The 15,668-nt window shown below is 66.6% G+C and carries 20 protein-coding genes; 6 read left to right on the forward strand and 14 right to left on the reverse strand.

Annotation, left to right across the window (positions count from 1 at the left end):
• Nucleotides 1–11: 11 nt before the first annotated feature.
• From mnhG to FY251_RS22395, 8 genes are all read right to left on the reverse strand, one after another.
• Nucleotides 12–416: a monovalent cation/H(+) antiporter subunit G gene (gene mnhG, locus FY251_RS02320; RefSeq protein ID WP_148413281.1), complete on the reverse strand. Its 405-nt coding sequence runs from the start codon at nucleotides 414–416 to the stop codon at nucleotides 12–14.
• A complete protein-coding gene (locus FY251_RS02325; protein WP_004063987.1) occupies nucleotides 413–706 on the reverse strand; it encodes a monovalent cation/H+ antiporter complex subunit F in 294 nt (97 codons plus the stop codon). Before FY251_RS02325 ends, mnhG begins: the two co-directional genes overlap by 4 nt.
• Complete coding sequence (locus FY251_RS02330; protein ID WP_148413282.1) at nucleotides 699–1,301, reverse strand: Na+/H+ antiporter subunit E; 603 nt, start codon at nucleotides 1,299–1,301, stop codon at nucleotides 699–701. The genes FY251_RS02325 and FY251_RS02330 overlap by 8 nt, the downstream gene beginning before the upstream one ends.
• Nucleotides 1,301–2,998 (reverse strand): complex I subunit 5 family protein, encoded by a 1,698-nt coding sequence (locus tag FY251_RS02335; RefSeq protein ID WP_148413283.1) that lies wholly within the window; start codon nucleotides 2,996–2,998, stop codon nucleotides 1,301–1,303. Before FY251_RS02335 ends, FY251_RS02330 begins: the two co-directional genes overlap by 1 nt.
• Nucleotides 2,995–3,336: a sodium:proton antiporter gene (locus FY251_RS02340; protein ID WP_004043872.1), complete on the reverse strand. Its 342-nt coding sequence runs from the start codon at nucleotides 3,334–3,336 to the stop codon at nucleotides 2,995–2,997. Before FY251_RS02340 ends, FY251_RS02335 begins: the two co-directional genes overlap by 4 nt.
• Nucleotides 3,333–3,806 (reverse strand): MnhB domain-containing protein, encoded by a 474-nt coding sequence (locus FY251_RS02345; protein WP_148413284.1) that lies wholly within the window; start codon nucleotides 3,804–3,806, stop codon nucleotides 3,333–3,335. The genes FY251_RS02340 and FY251_RS02345 overlap by 4 nt, the downstream gene beginning before the upstream one ends.
• The gene (gene mbhE, locus FY251_RS02350) at nucleotides 3,803–6,208 is read right to left on the reverse strand and encodes a hydrogen gas-evolving membrane-bound hydrogenase subunit E (protein WP_148413285.1); all 2,406 of its coding nucleotides are present in this window, start codon (nucleotides 6,206–6,208) and stop codon (nucleotides 3,803–3,805) included. The genes FY251_RS02345 and mbhE overlap by 4 nt, the downstream gene beginning before the upstream one ends.
• A 156-nt stretch (nucleotides 6,209–6,364) precedes the next feature.
• Nucleotides 6,365–6,538 (reverse strand): hypothetical protein, encoded by a 174-nt coding sequence (locus FY251_RS22395; protein WP_187367342.1) that lies wholly within the window; start codon nucleotides 6,536–6,538, stop codon nucleotides 6,365–6,367.
• A 146-nt stretch (nucleotides 6,539–6,684) separates the two neighbouring features.
• On the opposite strand from FY251_RS22395, the gene FY251_RS02355 reads away from it, so the two are divergent.
• From FY251_RS02355 to FY251_RS02375, 5 genes are all read left to right on the forward strand, one after another.
• Nucleotides 6,685–7,023, forward strand: a complete 339-nt coding sequence (locus FY251_RS02355) for a winged helix-turn-helix domain-containing protein (protein ID WP_148413286.1) — start codon at nucleotides 6,685–6,687, stop codon at nucleotides 7,021–7,023.
• A gap of 277 nt (nucleotides 7,024–7,300) precedes the next feature.
• Nucleotides 7,301–7,702, forward strand: coding sequence for a hypothetical protein (locus tag FY251_RS02360; RefSeq protein WP_042662202.1), 402 nt, complete (start codon nucleotides 7,301–7,303; stop codon nucleotides 7,700–7,702).
• A gap of 167 nt (nucleotides 7,703–7,869) precedes the next feature.
• Entirely contained in the window at nucleotides 7,870–8,436 is a 567-nt protein-coding gene (hpt, locus tag FY251_RS02365; RefSeq protein ID WP_008092696.1) for a hypoxanthine/guanine phosphoribosyltransferase, read from the forward strand.
• Between the two features lie 102 nt (nucleotides 8,437–8,538).
• Complete coding sequence (locus FY251_RS02370) at nucleotides 8,539–9,222, forward strand: type 1 glutamine amidotransferase domain-containing protein (RefSeq protein WP_148413287.1); 684 nt, start codon at nucleotides 8,539–8,541, stop codon at nucleotides 9,220–9,222.
• Between the two features lie 70 nt (nucleotides 9,223–9,292).
• On the forward strand, nucleotides 9,293–10,138 hold the full coding sequence (locus FY251_RS02375) for an HNH endonuclease (RefSeq protein ID WP_148413288.1): 846 nt from the start codon (nucleotides 9,293–9,295) through the stop codon (nucleotides 10,136–10,138).
• A gap of 9 nt (nucleotides 10,139–10,147) precedes the next feature.
• Here FY251_RS02375 and FY251_RS02380 read toward each other — a convergent pair whose 3' ends face one another.
• A complete protein-coding gene (locus FY251_RS02380) occupies nucleotides 10,148–10,447 on the reverse strand; it encodes a transcriptional regulator (protein ID WP_148413289.1) in 300 nt (99 codons plus the stop codon).
• A 113-nt stretch (nucleotides 10,448–10,560) separates the two neighbouring features.
• Between FY251_RS02380 and FY251_RS02385 the strand changes: the two genes are divergently transcribed.
• Entirely contained in the window at nucleotides 10,561–11,529 is a 969-nt protein-coding gene (locus FY251_RS02385) for a sugar phosphate nucleotidyltransferase (RefSeq protein ID WP_148413290.1), read from the forward strand.
• A gap of 42 nt (nucleotides 11,530–11,571) precedes the next feature.
• On the opposite strand, the gene FY251_RS02390 is transcribed toward FY251_RS02385, so the two are convergent.
• The 5 genes from FY251_RS02390 to FY251_RS02410 form a co-directional block, all read right to left on the reverse strand.
• Nucleotides 11,572–12,282, reverse strand: coding sequence for a diphthine--ammonia ligase (locus FY251_RS02390; protein WP_148413291.1), 711 nt, complete (start codon nucleotides 12,280–12,282; stop codon nucleotides 11,572–11,574).
• Between the two features lie 72 nt (nucleotides 12,283–12,354).
• On the reverse strand, nucleotides 12,355–13,308 hold the full coding sequence (locus FY251_RS02395) for a phosphoadenosine phosphosulfate reductase family protein (protein ID WP_148413292.1): 954 nt from the start codon (nucleotides 13,306–13,308) through the stop codon (nucleotides 12,355–12,357).
• Between the two features lie 122 nt (nucleotides 13,309–13,430).
• Nucleotides 13,431–14,408, reverse strand: a complete 978-nt coding sequence (locus FY251_RS02400; protein ID WP_148413293.1) for a phosphoadenosine phosphosulfate reductase family protein — start codon at nucleotides 14,406–14,408, stop codon at nucleotides 13,431–13,433.
• Nucleotides 14,409–14,545: 137 nt separating this feature from the next.
• On the reverse strand, nucleotides 14,546–15,112 hold the full coding sequence (locus FY251_RS02405) for a hypothetical protein (RefSeq protein WP_089778506.1): 567 nt from the start codon (nucleotides 15,110–15,112) through the stop codon (nucleotides 14,546–14,548).
• A gap of 168 nt (nucleotides 15,113–15,280) precedes the next feature.
• Nucleotides 15,281–15,625 (reverse strand): glutaredoxin, encoded by a 345-nt coding sequence (locus FY251_RS02410; RefSeq protein ID WP_004043857.1) that lies wholly within the window; start codon nucleotides 15,623–15,625, stop codon nucleotides 15,281–15,283.
• Between the last annotated feature and the right edge of the window lie 43 nt (nucleotides 15,626–15,668).

The raw sequence follows: 15,668 nt of genomic DNA on the forward strand, positions 1-15,668 counted from the left end.
GCGATGGGTCGTCAGTCGTCGCCGTTCGCGGCGTCCGAACCGTCGGCGTCGCCCGGCGCGGCGTCCTGTCTGGGCCACGTGACCCCGTCGAGGAACGGGACGCCCATGCGCTGGGCGGCCTGCGAGATCATGTGCGCGCCCGTCGGCGCGGTGAGGAACAGGAACAACACCGTGACGAGCGCCATCAGTCCGTCGCCGTTGGGCAGGTAGTACACCGTCGCGGCGAGCGCGATGGAGGCCGCCCCCAGCGTGGTCGCCTTCGAGGTGGCGTGCATCCGGTTGTAGACGTTGGGGAACCGGAGCAGGCCGATGGTCCCGACGAGGAGGAAGAAGCTCCCCACGACCGTCAGGAGGATGACGAGCGCCGCGCGAACGGGACCGGCCGTCGCGGCGGCCGCGGTCTCTGCGGCGGTCATTCGATGATGTCCCCCTCCGTGACGTACCGAGCCACGGTAATCGTGCTGATGAAGCCGATGATGGCGAGCACGAGGCTCACGCCGACGAAGTAGCCCTGTTGGCTCCAGATGGCGTACAGCGCCGCGATGGCGACGACGTTCGTCCCGATGGTGTCGAGCGCGACGACCCGGTCGGGCACCGTCGGCCCGCGGATGACGCGGTAGCTCACGAGGAGCGTCAGCCCCGCGGCGAGCGCGAGGCCGGCGAACAGCACCGAGTCCATCCACGCGAGGTACGCGGGCTCAGCCATGTTGCTCACCTCCCGGCGCGGCGGCGGGCGCGTCGCCGCCGTCCGCGGGGCGAACCCCGGCCTGCGGCGCAGGGTCGCCCGGTTTCAGTTCCTCGTCGAAGATGACGAGCGCGTAGTCCTCCCAGCGGCGGATGGGTTCGAGGATGCCGCCGGGGTCGCTCCCGTCGATGCTGTGCACGTACAGCGAGTTGGTTTCGTCGTCGTAATCCATGGTCAGCGTCCCCGGAGTGAGGGTGATACTGTTCGCGATGGTCGTGATGGCGAGCGGCGTCCGCACGCGGAGCGGCACCTCGACCACGGCGGGGTCGATGGGCATCGACGGCGACAGCGTCCGCACCGCCACGTCGACGTTGGCCGTGAGGAGTTCCCAGAGGAACGTCGCGAGGTACAGCGCCGCGTAGGGCGCGACGCGGAGGCTCCGCGCGATGGGCGCTTCGTCGCCGTAGAACCGCCGGAAGAAGAAGGCGATGCCCATCCCGACGCCGAGGCCGATGATGAACTCCTCCAGCAGGCGCTGGGGCGTCAGTTCGACGCCGCGGACGAACAGCCAGAGGACGGCCATGACGACCCCCGAAACCGGCCAGCGGCGGCTCATCAGTGGCCACCTCCGCCGGATTCGAGACCGACGCCCGGACCGTGCATGACGGCGTCGACGTAGCCGTTCGTGTCGAGGGCGGCGTGGGCCGCGGCGTCCGCGGCACCGAACAGCGCCTCGAAGCCGATACCGAAGCCGATGGCGGCGACGGCGAGCGCGACGACGACCGTCACCTGCGCGGTGAGTTCGAGCCGTTCGAGGCCGTCGTCACCGCCGTCGGTCATCGCCACGTCGCCCGCCCCGACGGCCCAGCGCTCGGGGAGCGCGGCGTCGACGAGGTCGCTCGGGCGACCCCAGAACACCGCGTTCCACGCGCGGGTGTAGTAGGCGATGGTCAAGATAGCGCCGGCGAGCGCGACGGCGAGCGCGAGTCCCGCGCCGGCCGCGCCCGCGGCGAACGCCTCCGCGGCCGCTTGGAAGACGAGGTACTTCCCGAAGAAGCCCGACAGCGGCGGGACGCCGATGAGCGTCAGCGCGCCGAGGAGGAAGCCGGCGGCGAGCACGGGCGCTCTGTCGGCGAGGCCGCCGAGGTCGGAGAGGCGGTCGCTGCCGACGACGTCCTTGAGCGTGCCGCTCGCGAGGAACAGCAGGCTCTTGGCGATTCCGTGGTTGAACGCGTAGACCAGCGCGGCGGTCACGCCGAGCGCCCGAACCGCCTCGGACGGCGCGGTCGCGGCCACCGCCAGCGGGAGGACGATAAAGCCCACCTGACTGATAGAGGAGTACGCGAGGATGCCGTCCACGTCGTCGCGGCCGACCGCGCCGATGCCGCCGAGGACGATGCTGACCGCGGCCATGACGAACATGACCGGGCCGAAGAAGCCGAGGAACGAGTCACCGGTGATGCCGAGGAAGGTGAGGTCGATGGACGCCGCGGCGAAGACGGTGAAGTAGAGCCGGACGATGGCGTAGACGCCGACCTTCTTCACGACGCCGGCGAGCATCGCGGTCACCGGCGACGGCGCGGCGCGGTAGGCCGCGGGCACCCAGAACTGGAAGGGCGCGAGGCCGGCCTTCAGCGCGAACACCGAGAACAGCACCGCCGACAGGCCGAGCGTCGGCAGGAGTTCGATGTCGTAGGCGGCCGGTTCGGCCAGTCGCCGGGCGATGTCGGCCATGTTGAGCGTCCCGGTCGTGCTGTAGAGACCGCCGATGGCGACGAGCATCACCGCGCTCCCGATGAGGTTGAGCACGACGTAGTTGAGCGCCGCGCGGGTGTGCTCGCGGCCGGAGTAAAACAGCACGAGGATGTAGCTCGACATGAGCATCACCTCGAACCAGACGAACAGGTTGAACACGTCGCCGGTGAGGAACGAGCCGGTGACGCCGACCACCATGAAGTGGAACAGCGTGTGGTAGCTGAGGCGCTGGCCGAACGAGCCGACCGACGCGACGGAGTACCCGAGCGCCAGGAGCGACACGAAGCCGGTGAGCGCCAGCATGAACACCGACAGGGCGTCGGCGACGAGCGTGATGCCGAACGGCGCGGCCCAGTTCGAGACCTGATAGACGAGCGTGGTCGACTCGCCGCCGAGCGGCAGGACCACGGCGTCGAACAGGGCGGCGACGGCGACGAGGTAGGCGACGCCGCCGAGCAGGCTGACCGTCCGTTGGAGTATGTCGCTCGGGCGCGTGAGCAGCGTCAGAATCGCCGTCACGAGCGCCACGAGGAGCGGTGCGATGACGACCGCGCTCATCTGCTCCCTCCGAGTTCGTACATGTCGATTGTGCCGTGTTCCTCGTACACCCGGTAGGTCAGGACGAGCGCGAGCGCCGTCGTCCCGAAGCCGATGACGATGGCGGTGAGGACGAGCGCCTGCACGATGGGGTCCGAGGGTGCCGGACCGCTCGCGCCGTGGCCCGAGAGGATGGGCGCGAGTCCGTCGAACCCACCCATGGTGACGAGGTAGACGTTGGCCGATTGGCTGATGATGCTGATACCCCAGACGACGCGAACCACGTCGCGTCGGAGCACGAGGTACGTGCCGATGCTGAACAGGACGCCGAGCGTGGCGGCGAGGAAGAACTGGGTCATTCGTTACCGACCTCCGCGACGATGGTGAGCAGGCCGCCGACGACGGCGAAGAAGACGCCGAGGTCGAAGGCGAACGCGCTCGCGACTTCGAGTTCGCCGTAGACGGGCAGGTGCTCCACGAAGAGCACGCCCTGCGTCAGGAACGGCGCGCCGAACGCGAGCGGGGCGAGGCTGGACGCCACGGCGATTGCGAGGCCGAGCGAGGCCATCCAGCGGTAGGTCTCGACGAGTCGGTGTCGCTCCGAGCCGTCGGGTTTGATGGCGAGCACCTCCCGCTGGATGAACTCCAGCCCGAAGATGATGTAGACGAGCGCGAACGCGGCCGCCGCGAGGACGGCCCCGATGAAGCCGCCGCCGGGGAGGTTGTGCCCGCGGAACAACAGCGCGATAGCCGTCACCAGGATGATGGGGACGACGATGCGCGCGACGGTCCGCGAGATGACGGTCGTCCGACCGGACGAGCCGTTCACTGGCCTTCACCCCGCGTCCGCATGCGAATCAGCGTCAGGATGGCGAGCGACGCCATCACGACGACCGAAATCTCGCCCATGGTGTCGAACCCGCGGAAGTCGACGAGGATGACGTTGACGATGTTCGACCCGCCGCCGTAGTCCGCGAAAAAGGGCCCGTGTTCCGCCGGGACGCCCGCGCGGTTCACGAAGAACTCCTGTAACAGCGGATCGGGCGACGCGTCCGTCGAGAGCAGGACGGTGAGGAACACCGTCCCGCCGACGGCGAGCGACAGCAGGCCGTCGCGGACGGAGACGAGTCGGTCCGGCGCGTCGCCGTAGAACGCCGGCAGGCGGTCCAAGACGAGCAGGAAGATGACCAACACGAGCGTCTCGACGACCAGCTGGGTCAACGCGAGGTCGGGCGCGTCCGCGAGGATGTAGAAGATTGCGACCATGAAGCCGACGATAGACAGCGTCAGGACGCCCGCCACGTGCGACGGCGCGACGTCGACCGCAAAGGCGGCGACGAGCGCGACGAGGAGCACGAGCACGATGGGAATCGAGACGCTGAGCCCGTCGACCGCGGGCATCGAGACTCCGGCGACCGCGTAGCCGCCGAGCGCGAGCGCGACGAAGCCGAAGAGGCCCCACGTCGCGTAGGTGCGCAGGAGGCCGGTCTGAATCTTCGGCGTGACGGCGACGCTCGTCGTCGTCAGTCCCTCGACGAAGTTGTCGTACCACCAGTTCGCGCGGACGGGGCCGCGCAGCGCCGCGTTGATGGCGTCGTGGATGCGGTCGTAGAACGGGAAGGCGGCCGCGCCGACGACGATGGTGATGATACTCATAATCACGTACGGGGTCAGTTCGGTCGGGAAGTGGACCGAAAAGGAGTGCGCCTCGCCGGGGACGACGCTCCCGTACACGTCGCCGACGAGCCCCTCGATGAAGAGGTTCGGCTGGGCGGAGATGGCGAGGACGAGCGCGCCGAGAATCGCCGGCGGGACGAGCATCGCCACCGGCGGGCGGTGGACGTGGCCCAGTCCGTCGGGTTCGTCGCCGAAGAACAGCGAGGCGAACTTGATGGAGTAGAGGAACGTGAAGACGCTCCCGAACACCGCGACGACCGGGAAGACCCACGCGACGCCGCCCATGTGCTCGGCGGCGTAGTACGTCGATTCGAACAGCAGCTCCTTCGAGTAGAAGCCGTTGAACGGCGGGAAGCCGGCCATCGACAGCGACGCGACGACCGCGATGACGGCCGTCACGGGCAGGTGTTTCCGGAGCCCGCCGAGGCGCTCGATGTTCCGCGTGCCGGCCTCGTGGGCGATGATGCCCGCGACCATGAACAGCGCGGCCTTGAAGCTCGCGTGGTTCAGGATGTGGAACGCGCCGGCCTCAGCGCCGTAGCTGTTGGCGAAGCCGAAGCCGGCGATGATGAGGCCGAGGTGCGAGGCCGTCGAGTACGCGAGCAGCTCCTTGATGTCGGTCGCGCTCACCGCGAGCATGGCCGCGACGGTCATCGTCAGCAGGCCGAGCACGGCGAAGACGAGCGTCCACTCGCCGAGCACCGCCGCGTCCTCGGGGAGGAAAAGCGGGCGGAATCGGCCGACGAGGTAGACGCCGGCTTTGACCATCGTCGCGGAGTGGAGGAACGCCGAGACCGGCGTCGGAGCCTCCATCGCGTTGGGAAGCCACACGTGGAACGGGACCTGCGCGGACTTCGTCGCCGCGCCGAGGCCGACGAGGACGAGCACGGGGACGAGCAGACCGGAGGCCGTCAGGACCTCGCGAATCGCGTCCGCGTGTTCGACCAAAAGCGGGATGCTGTAGGTCGTCCCCTCGATGGCCGCCGTCTGGCCGGACGCCCAGACGAGAAGCAGGAAGCCGACCAGCATGAACAGGCCGCCGGAGACGGTGATGAGCATCGACTTCCGGGCGGCGTACTGGGAGGCCTCCTCGCCGGTGTAGTGGCCGATGAGGATGAACGACGAGAGGCTCGTCAGCTCCCAGAAGACGAACAGGGCGACGAGGTCGCCCGCGAGGGCGACGCCGAGCATCGAGCCCATGAACGCCAACAGGGTCGCGTAGTATTTCGCCTGGCCCGGTTCGCCGTGCATGTATCCTCCGGAGTACGTGAGGATGAGCACGCCGACGCCGCTGGCGAGGAAGGCGATGAGAAGCGCCAACCCGTCTACGTGAAACGCCAGCGAGATTCCGAGCGAGGGAATCCAGTCGAACGGCACGGTTCCGTGCGCCCCCGCGAGATACTGGTCCGTCACGAGGCCGAGCGTGACCAGCGCGACGGCGGCCGCGAAGTACGCCGTGCGCTCTCCCAAGAGCCGGTAGACTACCGGGGTGAACGCCGCGGCGAGAAACGGCAAGAAGACGACCGCGAGGACGACTTCCGGTGTGGGTTGCACGGGGGAAATTGCGGGAAGCGCCGACTTAGGTGTTGTCAAACCCGTTGGTTGTCCGGCGTCGAAACGGGACGGTCGGTCGGTTTATTCGGCGATTTATCAACTTCATGATTTTCTCACGAGGGCGAAATTTATATTCTCGGACGACGATAGTACGTCTTAGAGCACAGTCAGCCCTTCGAGAATATTCGTCGCGCCGGCGGGATTCGTCCGCGCGGCCCGACCGGCGCTGTGCTCACGCGTCGCGGCGCTCGTCTCACCGACGAGCGCACGCGACTCCACCGCGTCGTCCGCGAGGGGGGCGGTCCCGCCGTCAGCCGTCTTCGTCCGCACGCGAGGTGTCCACTCAGAGATACAATTGTCATAGTTTCTGGAGTCCCCGGTTCGGCCCTCTCTCACCCCGCTGGCCCGCCCTGAAAGCGGTCACCGCCTCGGGGGCACAACTACTTTATACGCGGGTTCGGAGGCTTTCATCAGAGATGGACGGACGTGCGTCGAGCGACGAACTCCTGGACATACTCGGAGACACCGAGTCCCGGGCACTGCTCGTGGCGCTCCGCCGCGAGTCCCGCACCGCCAAGGAGCTCGGTGAGACGCTCGACCTCTCGCTTCCGACCGTGTACCGACGGCTCGACCGGCTGTGCGAGTGCGGTCTCGTCAGTTCGACGACCGAGGTCCGCGACGACGGCACGCATCGCCGCCGCTACGACTGCGACTTCGACGAGACGGTCGTCTCGCTCTCGGTCGAGGGGTTCCGGGCCGAGGTCCGCTTGACTCCCACGGTATCGAGCGAGCGAACCGAACCCGGAGCCGACTGACAGCCGACCGTCAGCCGACGTCTGCGCCCGTCCTTGTCACGTCCTTCGCAGCCCCGCGATCTTCGCTTCGCTGTCGTGTCTCGCTCTCCGAATCGGATGAGAAACGGCGCCTCGTCCGGGCTGAGAGCCGGTTTTTCAGCGAGCGAAACTACACCTCTACATTTATAGCAACAACTGACAATCTGAGATTCATGATACGTCCAGGCGCGCGCTCCGGGCAGGGAGACGCGCAGCGTCAGGGCAGGGGGGGAAACGAATGATAATCGACCCGTCACGGATGGCATCCGTCAACGGACCGGGACCCGACAGCGAGGTCGCGATGGACGCGCTCCGGGGGACTGCGAAGGGGGCAGTCTCGCTGGTCGCCGTCTACGGTGCGACGGCGTTCGACCTGTTTCACGTCGGTGAGACGGTCCGTGAGGACTTCAAAAGCCGCGAGGAACTCGTGGCGCATCTGAGTTCGCTCGCCGAGGAGACTCGGCGCGAGTTCATGGAACGCGGGCTGTTTTCCGGGCTGAGTCCGGTCCAGAACAGCGTCGAGTACCGCTTCGAGGAGCGCGACGGCTACGGCGTGTTGCAGGTCTACTGCGGCGGCCGCGGCATGCTGCTTTTCGTCGACCCCGACGAGAGCGTCGAGCCGCTCGTGAAGACCGCGTCACAGCTTCTCGGCGGGATGTAACCGCCTCTCCGGAGCGTCGCGCTCCGGGTCGAGAATCGGCGCCGGACCGAGAGCGGCCGCGCTCGTCGGCGTCTCCTCCACGAGAGGAGATACCGTACGGCGTGGGTCGGCGTGTCCGAGAGCCTTCGAACCGCCACATTTTATGCCTAACCGGGGAAACGAGCGCCATGGACCAGTTGCGGCAGTCCCTTCTCGACGCGCCGATCATCGAAAAAGGAGACTACGAGTACTTCGTTCATCCCATCAGCGACGGCGTTCCGATGCTGAAGCCGGGACTCCTCCGCGAGATCGTCATCAAGATCATCCGCAAGGCGAACCTCGAAAACGTCGACAAAATCGTCACGCCGGCGGCGATGGGCATCCACATCTCGACGGCCGTCTCGTTGATGACGGACATCCCGCTCGTCGTCATCCGCAAGCGCGAGTACGGCCTCGACGGCGAGGTGTCGCTCCACCAGCAGACGGGCTACTCCGAGGGCGACATGTTCATCAACGACGTCAACGAGGGCGACCGCGTCCTCGTCCTCGACGACGTGCTCTCGACCGGCGGCACGATGAAGGCCGTCCTCGACGCGCTCGACCACATCGGCGCGGACGTCGTCGACACCGTCGCAATCATCAAGAAGGCCGGCCCGAACGAGCTCGACGACTCGGACCACCACGTCAAGACGCTCATCAACGTGACCGTCGAAGACGGCGAAGTCGTCATCGTCGACGAGCACGGCGACGACTGACCCGACACCGACGCGGCCGCGACGCCTCACTGTCGCGCCGTCTTCCCCCGCGGATTTCCGCCTCCGCGGGGCCTTTTTGTGGCCGGGCCGTACTCGGGAGCGATGACATCGGCGCTTTTCATCGTCAGCGAAGACGGCTACTGGGGCGAAGAGTGCATCGAGCCGCTTACGACTCTGACCGACGCCGGCGTGGACGTGACCGTTGCGACGCCGACCGGCGCGCCGCCGGTCGTCGACGAGCGCTCTGTCGACCCCGACGAGGTCGGCGAGGAACTCGCAGAGCGCGTCGTCGAGGTCCACGAGAACGACGAGCGACTGCAGAATCCCGACCCGATTGCGCGGGTCGACGCCGACGAGTACGACGCCGTGGTGTTCCCCGGCGGCCACGGGACCGCGTGGGACGTCAATCAGGACCGACACGCTCGGCAGGCGCTCCTGCAGGCGGTCGCCGGTGACGACTCGAAGGCGCTCGTCGTCTGCCACGCCGTCGGCATCCTCGGGTTCACCCGCGAGGCCGACGGCTCGTTCCTCGTCGAGGGCCGCGAGGTCACCGGCTTCCCCAACGAGTGGGAGGAGGGCATCGTCGACGACGACGACATGATGCCCGACGGTCGGAAGCTCCCGTACTGGGTCGAAGACGAGGTGAAGGCCGCCGGCGGCGTCTGGGACGCCGAACTCGACAGCGACACGAGCGTCACCGTCGACGGCGACCTCATCACCGCGCGCGGCCCCGGCTCGTCGGCCGCGGCGGCCCAGACGCTGTTGGACGAGTTAGACGCGAACTAGTCGGTTCCGTCCGGGCGGCACCGCCCGTCGCGGGAGAACGTTTTTTCGTCGGTCGGTCGTCGGAACTGCTGTGGAACTCGCAGCGCTCTCACTCGAACCCGGCGAACGGTTGAGCGGGTCAGAACTCGACTCGCGGTTCGACCGCGGAATGACGGGACGAGGCATCGAAATCTGTTACGACGACGACGACCAGCGGTATCTCCGCCTCTTTTCGAGCGATACCGGACCGTACGGTGACGACGTGACCGGCGGCGAGTTCACGTACATCGGAGAGGGACGGACCGGTGACCAGACGCTCACCGGCGGAAACAAGTTTCTGGCGCGGGCGAAACGCCACCCGTTACCGATATTCTTCTTCCATCGGGAGTCGGGGGAGGCCGACTGGGAATATCAGGGACAGGTCGAAGTCGTCGAGTACGCGTGCGGCCCGTTCGAAGGCGACGACAGGGACGTCTATCGGTTCGTGCTCCGCCGCCGTCACGAAACGCGGGAGCGGGTCGACGACGAGGAAGCCGCCGCGGACCTCGCGCCCGCGGAACGCACCGAGACGACGCGGAGCCGAATCATTCGGAACACGGCGCTCGCAACCGAGTTGAAGGCGCGGTACTCCAACACGTGCCAGGTCTGTGGAGAGCGCCGTCGCCGGGGTGTTCACGACGGATACGCCGAGGCGCATCATCTCAAACCGCTCGGGCGACCCCACGACGGCCCGGACGTCGAGGCGAACATTCTCGTCCTCTGTCCCGACCACCACGCGGATTTCGACTACGGAATGATAGCGGTCGACCCCGAGACGAACACCATCTCCCATGCGTACGAACGCGAGTTAGACGGAACCTCGCTTTCAGTCCGTGAGGACCACGACCTCGGTTCCGCGTTTCTCGACTACCACAACCGAACCATCGCGTCGTTTTGACCCCGCTCGCTACTCGATTTTGAACACGGCCTCTTCGATGCTTTCGCTTCGGCACTCCGGACACCGCGAGGGGTAGTTCACGGGGTCGTCGAAGGCGGTGAAGCCGCAGTGGTTGCACTCCGGCGGCGCGACGAGGAACTGCTCGCCGTCCTCACCGTGAACCGTTTGGGCGACGTGCTGGAGGTGGCCGTACACCGACGACACCGAGACGCCGACGCTCGCCGAGAGTTCGGAGGCCGTCGCGGGGTCGTCGCGGAGGGCGTCGGCGATGCGCTGGCGGGCCGTCGTGTCGGACTCCCGGGCTGTCATATCGCTGGGTTGGGAGTCGAAGGGAAAATCCCTTGCGCCGTCTCCCGCCGAGAAATGTCAGCAAGATAGAGCGGATGCAAAAAGGCCTTGTCCACGTGGCGGGATTTGAGGATATGAAGGCAGTCGTCCTTGCCGGTGGGTACGCGACGCGTCTGTGGCCGATTACCAAACACCGCCCCAAGATGTTCTTACCCGTCGGTGACCAGACGGTCATCGACACCATCTTTGAAGACCTGGAGGCCGACGACCGGGTCTCGGAGGTGTTCGTGAGCACGAACGAGCGCTTCGCCGGCGCGTTCGAGGAGTACATCGACGAGTCGCCGTTCGAAAAGCCGACGCTGTCGGTCGAAGACACGAGCGAAGAAGACGAGAAGTTCGGCGTCGTGGGTGCGCTCGCCCAACTCATCGACCGCGAGGAGGTCGACGAGGACCTCGTCGTCATCGCGGGCGACAACCTCATCAGCTTCGACGTGGGCGACTTCGTGGACTTCTTCTACGAGAAGAACGCGCCGTGTCTCGCCGCCTACGACGTGGGCGACAAAGAGCTCGCGAAGGCCTACGGCCTCGTCGAACTCGACGGCGACCGCGTCATCAACTTCCAGGAGAAGCCCGAAGACCCCAAGAGCACGCTCGTCTCCATCGCCTGCTACGCCATCCCGGCGGGCGACCTCCCCAAGTTCGACGAGTATCTCTCCGGCGACAACAACCCCGACGAGCCCGGCTGGTTCATGCAGTGGCTCCAGCAGAACGGCGACCTGTTCGCCTACACGTTCGACGAGGCGTGGTTCGACATCGGCACGCCCCAGAGCTACCTCGACGCCGTGGCGTGGTATCTCGGCGGCGAGAACTACATCCACGAGTCGGCGACGCTCACGAACACCGAGGTCGGCACCAACGTCCACGTCATGGCCGACGCGGTGGTCGAAGACTCCGTCCTAGAGGACTCCGTGGTCTTCCCCGGCGCGGTCATCCGAAACGCGGAGCTCAAGAACTCCATCGTCGACGAGGAGACCCACATCGATAGCCTCGACCTCTCGAACGCCCTCATCGGGGCGCACTCGCGGTTGACGAACGAGCAGTAACGCCGACCCGCGGTTCGAGCCGCGGACGCGGGTTCTCATTTCTCAGCCGAGGTACGCGTCGGTGATGCGGAGCCGGCCGTGGGTCCCCTCCCACTCCGTCTCGTACTCCAGTTCGATGGGGCGGTCCATGTGCGGGCCGTCGGTGACGAGCGTCTCGAACTCGCCGCCCTCGCCGAGGATGTGGACGCCGTACCGCTCGTTGAGCGCCGCCAGTTCGTCGAGCGCGTCGGCGTCGAGCGTCCGGCCGAGCCACGACTCGTCGAGGCCGTGGGCCGCGACCTGAATGATCGTGATTTCGAAGCCCGCCGCGAGCATGGCGTCGCCGAGTTCGCGGGGGTCTTCCTGCCACAGCGGGGCGAACAGGTCGATTCCGAGGCGGTCGCACATCGCCTGAATCCGGTCGGTCTGGAACTCGCTTTCGATGGCCCCGGCGGTGACGCCCGCGAGGTCGATGTCGGACTGGAGCTCCGACAGCGCCGCTTCGAGCGGTTCGAGTTCGGCGTCGCCCTGCGCGCCGGAGTCGTCGGCGTCGGTCGCTTCGAGGTCGCCGGGATGGACCTCGACGAGTTCGATGCCGGTGCTCTCGGCGGCGAGCGCGGCGAGGTCGGTCGCCGGCACGTGGTACATGTACGAGTCGTCGCTGGGGTGGACGGTCAGGAGGCGGGTGACGTTCAACCCCTCTTCGAGCGCGCGGTAGAGCGCCCACGAGGAGTCCTTTCCGCCGGAAAAGAGGCTGACCCACTCGGCTGTCATGGAGGCGATAGCGCGTTGGGGGAGATAGGCGCTACGGTGTCGGCGTCGCGGGCGCGTTTCGCGCGGCTCGCATCACATGTATCCCAAATCGCGGAGCCGACCCATCAGGTCCTCTTTGTCCTGCGCGCGCCCCTCGCGTTCCGCGCTCGCGCCGAGGTCCTGCACCCACGCGGGGCGGTCGTCGGACTTCGCGGAGCCGGATTCGGTGCCGAGCGAGCGGTAGCCCTCGAAGTACTTCGGCGAGACGGGGAGGTCGGCGGGTTCGACGCCGTCGGGGAGGTCGTCGGACGTTTCGGGGACGTGTCCCGCGGGATAACCCTCGACCGAGTCGGGGACGATGTAGTTCCAGAACGCCGCCCACACGTCGGCCTCCTCGAACTGGAGGATGGAGTGGACGCGGTCGTGCGGCGGGTACTTCTCGGAGTCGTGGCGGGGGCTGAAGAACGTCTCGTCGGCGCGGGACTCCTGTTCGTCCCAGCGGACGCCGGAGAAGACGCCGTCGAAGCCGCGGTTCTCGATGGCGTCGTTGAGCGCGACGGTCTTCAACAGGTGGTTGCCCTCGAAGGAGTCGGCGTCGAGGACGACTGTCTCGCCCTCGTAGCCGAGGCGGGCGAGTTCGCGGCGGGTGCCGTCGCCGAGGTCCGCGAGGGGAATCTCGTCGCCGGGCGACGCGCCGAGGCGCGCGAACTCCTCGTTGCGGGCGACGACGAGGTCGAGGCCCCAGCGGTCGGCCCACTCGCGGACGAACGCCTCGGTCTCGTCGAAGTGCTCGAAGTGGTCGATGAAGACGACCGGCGGCACGGGGACACCCATGTCGGCGGCGACCTCGCGGACGACGGAGAGGACGAGCGTGGAGTCCTTCCCGCCGGTCCACATGACGGCCGGGCGCTCGTACTGTTCGAGGGCGGTCGCGGTCACCGCGGCCGCCTTTCCGAGTTTGTCCGCCAGCGTCGGGTAGTCCGCGGCGGTCTCCTCGCGGCCGTCGTCGTAGTCGACGTCGAGGTAGTCGGGGAACGTGTGAACCATACAACAGGAATCGCTCGCAGAGAATATCGCTGTTTCCGCTGTGGGACGGTCGCAGTCGCTCTCGAAGCGGGGCCGCGAAAAAGTGGCCGCGACGCGGCGTTCGCGTCAGGCGTCGGCCGTCGTCACATGTAGCCGAGGTCGCGCAGGCGCTCCATCAGGTCCTCTTTGTCCTGGGCGCGGCCCGCGCGCTCGGTCGTGTTCTCCATGTCCTGCAGCCACGCCGGTTCCTCGGCGGACTTGTCGGTCGAGACCTCGCTGCCGAGACTCCGGAAGCCGGCGAAGTACTTCGGCGAGACGGGCACGTCCTCCTGCGTGACGCCCTCGGGGAGGTCGGTGTCGCTCGTCGGGACGTAGCCGTCCTCGGGGTAGTTCTCGACGGTGTCGGGGACCGCGAAGTACCAGAAGGCGTCCCAGACGGCGCTCTCTTCGAACTGGAGGATGGGTTGAATGCGGTCGTGCGGGGGGTAGATGTCGGGGTCGTGACGGGGGCTGAAGAACGTCTCGTCGGCGCGGGCCTCCTGTTCGTCCCAGCGGACGCCGGAGATGACGCCGTCGATGTCGTGTTCTTCGAGGGTGTCGTTGAGCGCGACGGTCTTCAGCAGGTGGTTGCCGACGTAGGTGTCGAGCAGGAAGGGGAACGTGTCCTCCTCGTATTCGAGGATTTCACGGACGTGGTGCTGGTTGTGCTCGGAGAGTTCGGACACGGGGATGTCGTCGCCGGGTTCCAGACCGTTCTCGTCGACGTACGCGCCGACGTCCTCGTTGCGCGCCCAGATGACGTCGAGGTCCCACTCGTCGGCCCAGTGCTCGACGAAGTCCATGATCTCGTCGAAGTGCTGGTAGTGGTCGATGAAGACCGCCGGCGGGACTTCGAGGTCGTAGCGCTCTGCGACCTCCTTGATGAAGTAGAGCGTGAGCGTCGAGTCCTTGCCACCGGTCCACATCACGGCGGGGTTCTCGTACTGTTCGAGTCCCTGCTTCGTGACCTCGATGGCCTTCTCGATTTTGTCCTCGATACTCGGGTAGTCCTCCGGCGTCTCTCCCTCACCGTCGGTGTAGTCGACGTCGAGGTAGTCCGGGAAGGCTTCGGCTTCCGACATGGTGTGTAATTACATCTAATTAGGACGTGTAAATGCTTTTTGCCCGAGAAGTCGTGTGGGGCGCGATACCACCGAACACGATTTGGGCCGCTGGCTCACGTGGGTCGGCGGTGACGGGATGGGAAGATACGACGCGTTTAGGAGATGAACTTGTTGTCGCGCCAGTTGATTCCGCTGTCCGAGGAGCCGTTCTGCTGCGGGTTCTCGACGACTTCGACTGAGGCGGCACGCACCTCGCCCTCGACGATGCGCGTCGCCTGCAGTTCGTCGCCCTCCTCGGTGATGGCGGTCAGCGTCCCCTTCTCCGAGAGCATCGCAATCTCGCGGAGCACGAGGAACATCGGGTACTGGAGCGCCGTGTTCTGGAGCACGGTTTCGAGGTCGCCTTTGAAGCAGGCGAACTCGACGAGTTCGGAGGGAATTTCCTCTTCTTCTTCATCTCCCCAGTTGGGCGCGCCGGCGCGGGGCGGCTCTTCTTCGTAGACGCGGTTTTCCGTCACGCTCGCTTTCAACTGGGCCGTCGGCGTGTACTTGCTGAGGTTGTCGTCGGCGGAGACGGCTTTGATGATGAGAGTGTTGTTTCGGCGGGTGATGTCTACGTTCTCGACCTCAGGCGGAAGCTCTGGGTCGTTTTCGAAGTAGTCCATCACGTCTTCGAGTGGCAGTTCCAACGTCGAATGGAGTCGATATACGCGGCCTGACATTGTTGGCTTCGGTATCGACGGGAGCCACGGTGCGGGCGCACCCGGATGGCGATACCTGTGTACATGTACGAGTTCGAGGCTTATATGGCCTCCCCTTCGCGGTAGGCGAGAGATAAGAAGTCGGCGTCGGGCCGCAGTCCGGCGGTCTGTCGGGGTCGCTTCGGGCGGTTAGTTCGCGCCGGTCAGGGTCGCTTCGAGGTCGCCGCGCTCGTCGAGTTCTTCGAGGATGTCGCTGCCGCCGACGAACTCGCCGTCGACGAACGTCTGAGGGATGGTCTCCCAGTCGCTTTTCTCCTTGAGCGCCTCGCGGTAGTGCGGGAGCGCGGGCAGTACGTCGACGGTCTCGAACTCGTCGACGTACTGGGAGATGAGGTCGACCGCCTTCGCCGAGTAGCCGCACTGCGGCATCAGGCGGTTGCCCTTCATGAACAGGACGACGCGGTTGTCCGCGACGGCCTCGTCGACGCGGGTCTGTACTTCCTCCGGGTCCAAACTCTCCGGTTGGAACGTCATGCACCCAGATAACGGCCGGGCGGACAAAGGAGTTGCGTCGCGG

It is taken from the genome of Haloferax sp. KTX1, assembly GCF_902410085.1.
GTDB lineage: Archaea > Halobacteriota > Halobacteria > Halobacteriales > Haloferacaceae > Haloferax > Haloferax massiliensis.

Excerpts from the sequence above, each read along its gene's own strand:
- mnhG (WP_148413281.1), bottom strand. The coding sequence starts at position 416 with ATGACCGCCGCAGAGACCGCGGCCGCCGCGACGGCCGGTCCCGTTCGC.
- FY251_RS02325 (WP_004063987.1), bottom strand. The coding sequence starts at position 706 with ATGGCTGAGCCCGCGTACCTCGCGTGGATGGACTCGGTGCTGTTCGCC.
- FY251_RS02330 (WP_148413282.1), bottom strand. The coding sequence starts at position 1,301 with ATGAGCCGCCGCTGGCCGGTTTCGGGGGTCGTCATGGCCGTCCTCTGG.
- FY251_RS02335 (WP_148413283.1), bottom strand. The coding sequence starts at position 2,998 with ATGAGCGCGGTCGTCATCGCACCGCTCCTCGTGGCGCTCGTGACGGCG.
- FY251_RS02340 (WP_004043872.1), bottom strand. The coding sequence starts at position 3,336 with ATGACCCAGTTCTTCCTCGCCGCCACGCTCGGCGTCCTGTTCAGCATC.
- FY251_RS02355 (WP_148413286.1), top strand. The coding sequence starts at position 6,685 with ATGGACGGACGTGCGTCGAGCGACGAACTCCTGGACATACTCGGAGAC.
- FY251_RS02360 (WP_042662202.1), top strand. The coding sequence starts at position 7,301 with ATGGCATCCGTCAACGGACCGGGACCCGACAGCGAGGTCGCGATGGAC.
- hpt (WP_008092696.1), top strand. The coding sequence starts at position 7,870 with ATGGACCAGTTGCGGCAGTCCCTTCTCGACGCGCCGATCATCGAAAAA.
- FY251_RS02370 (WP_148413287.1), top strand. The coding sequence starts at position 8,539 with ATGACATCGGCGCTTTTCATCGTCAGCGAAGACGGCTACTGGGGCGAA.
- FY251_RS02380 (WP_148413289.1), bottom strand. The coding sequence starts at position 10,447 with ATGACAGCCCGGGAGTCCGACACGACGGCCCGCCAGCGCATCGCCGAC.
- FY251_RS02385 (WP_148413290.1), top strand. The coding sequence starts at position 10,561 with ATGAAGGCAGTCGTCCTTGCCGGTGGGTACGCGACGCGTCTGTGGCCG.
- FY251_RS02390 (WP_148413291.1), bottom strand. The coding sequence starts at position 12,282 with ATGACAGCCGAGTGGGTCAGCCTCTTTTCCGGCGGAAAGGACTCCTCG.
- FY251_RS02395 (WP_148413292.1), bottom strand. The coding sequence starts at position 13,308 with ATGGTTCACACGTTCCCCGACTACCTCGACGTCGACTACGACGACGGC.
- FY251_RS02400 (WP_148413293.1), bottom strand. The coding sequence starts at position 14,408 with ATGTCGGAAGCCGAAGCCTTCCCGGACTACCTCGACGTCGACTACACC.
- FY251_RS02405 (WP_089778506.1), bottom strand. The coding sequence starts at position 15,112 with ATGTCAGGCCGCGTATATCGACTCCATTCGACGTTGGAACTGCCACTC.
- FY251_RS02410 (WP_004043857.1), bottom strand. The coding sequence starts at position 15,625 with ATGACGTTCCAACCGGAGAGTTTGGACCCGGAGGAAGTACAGACCCGC.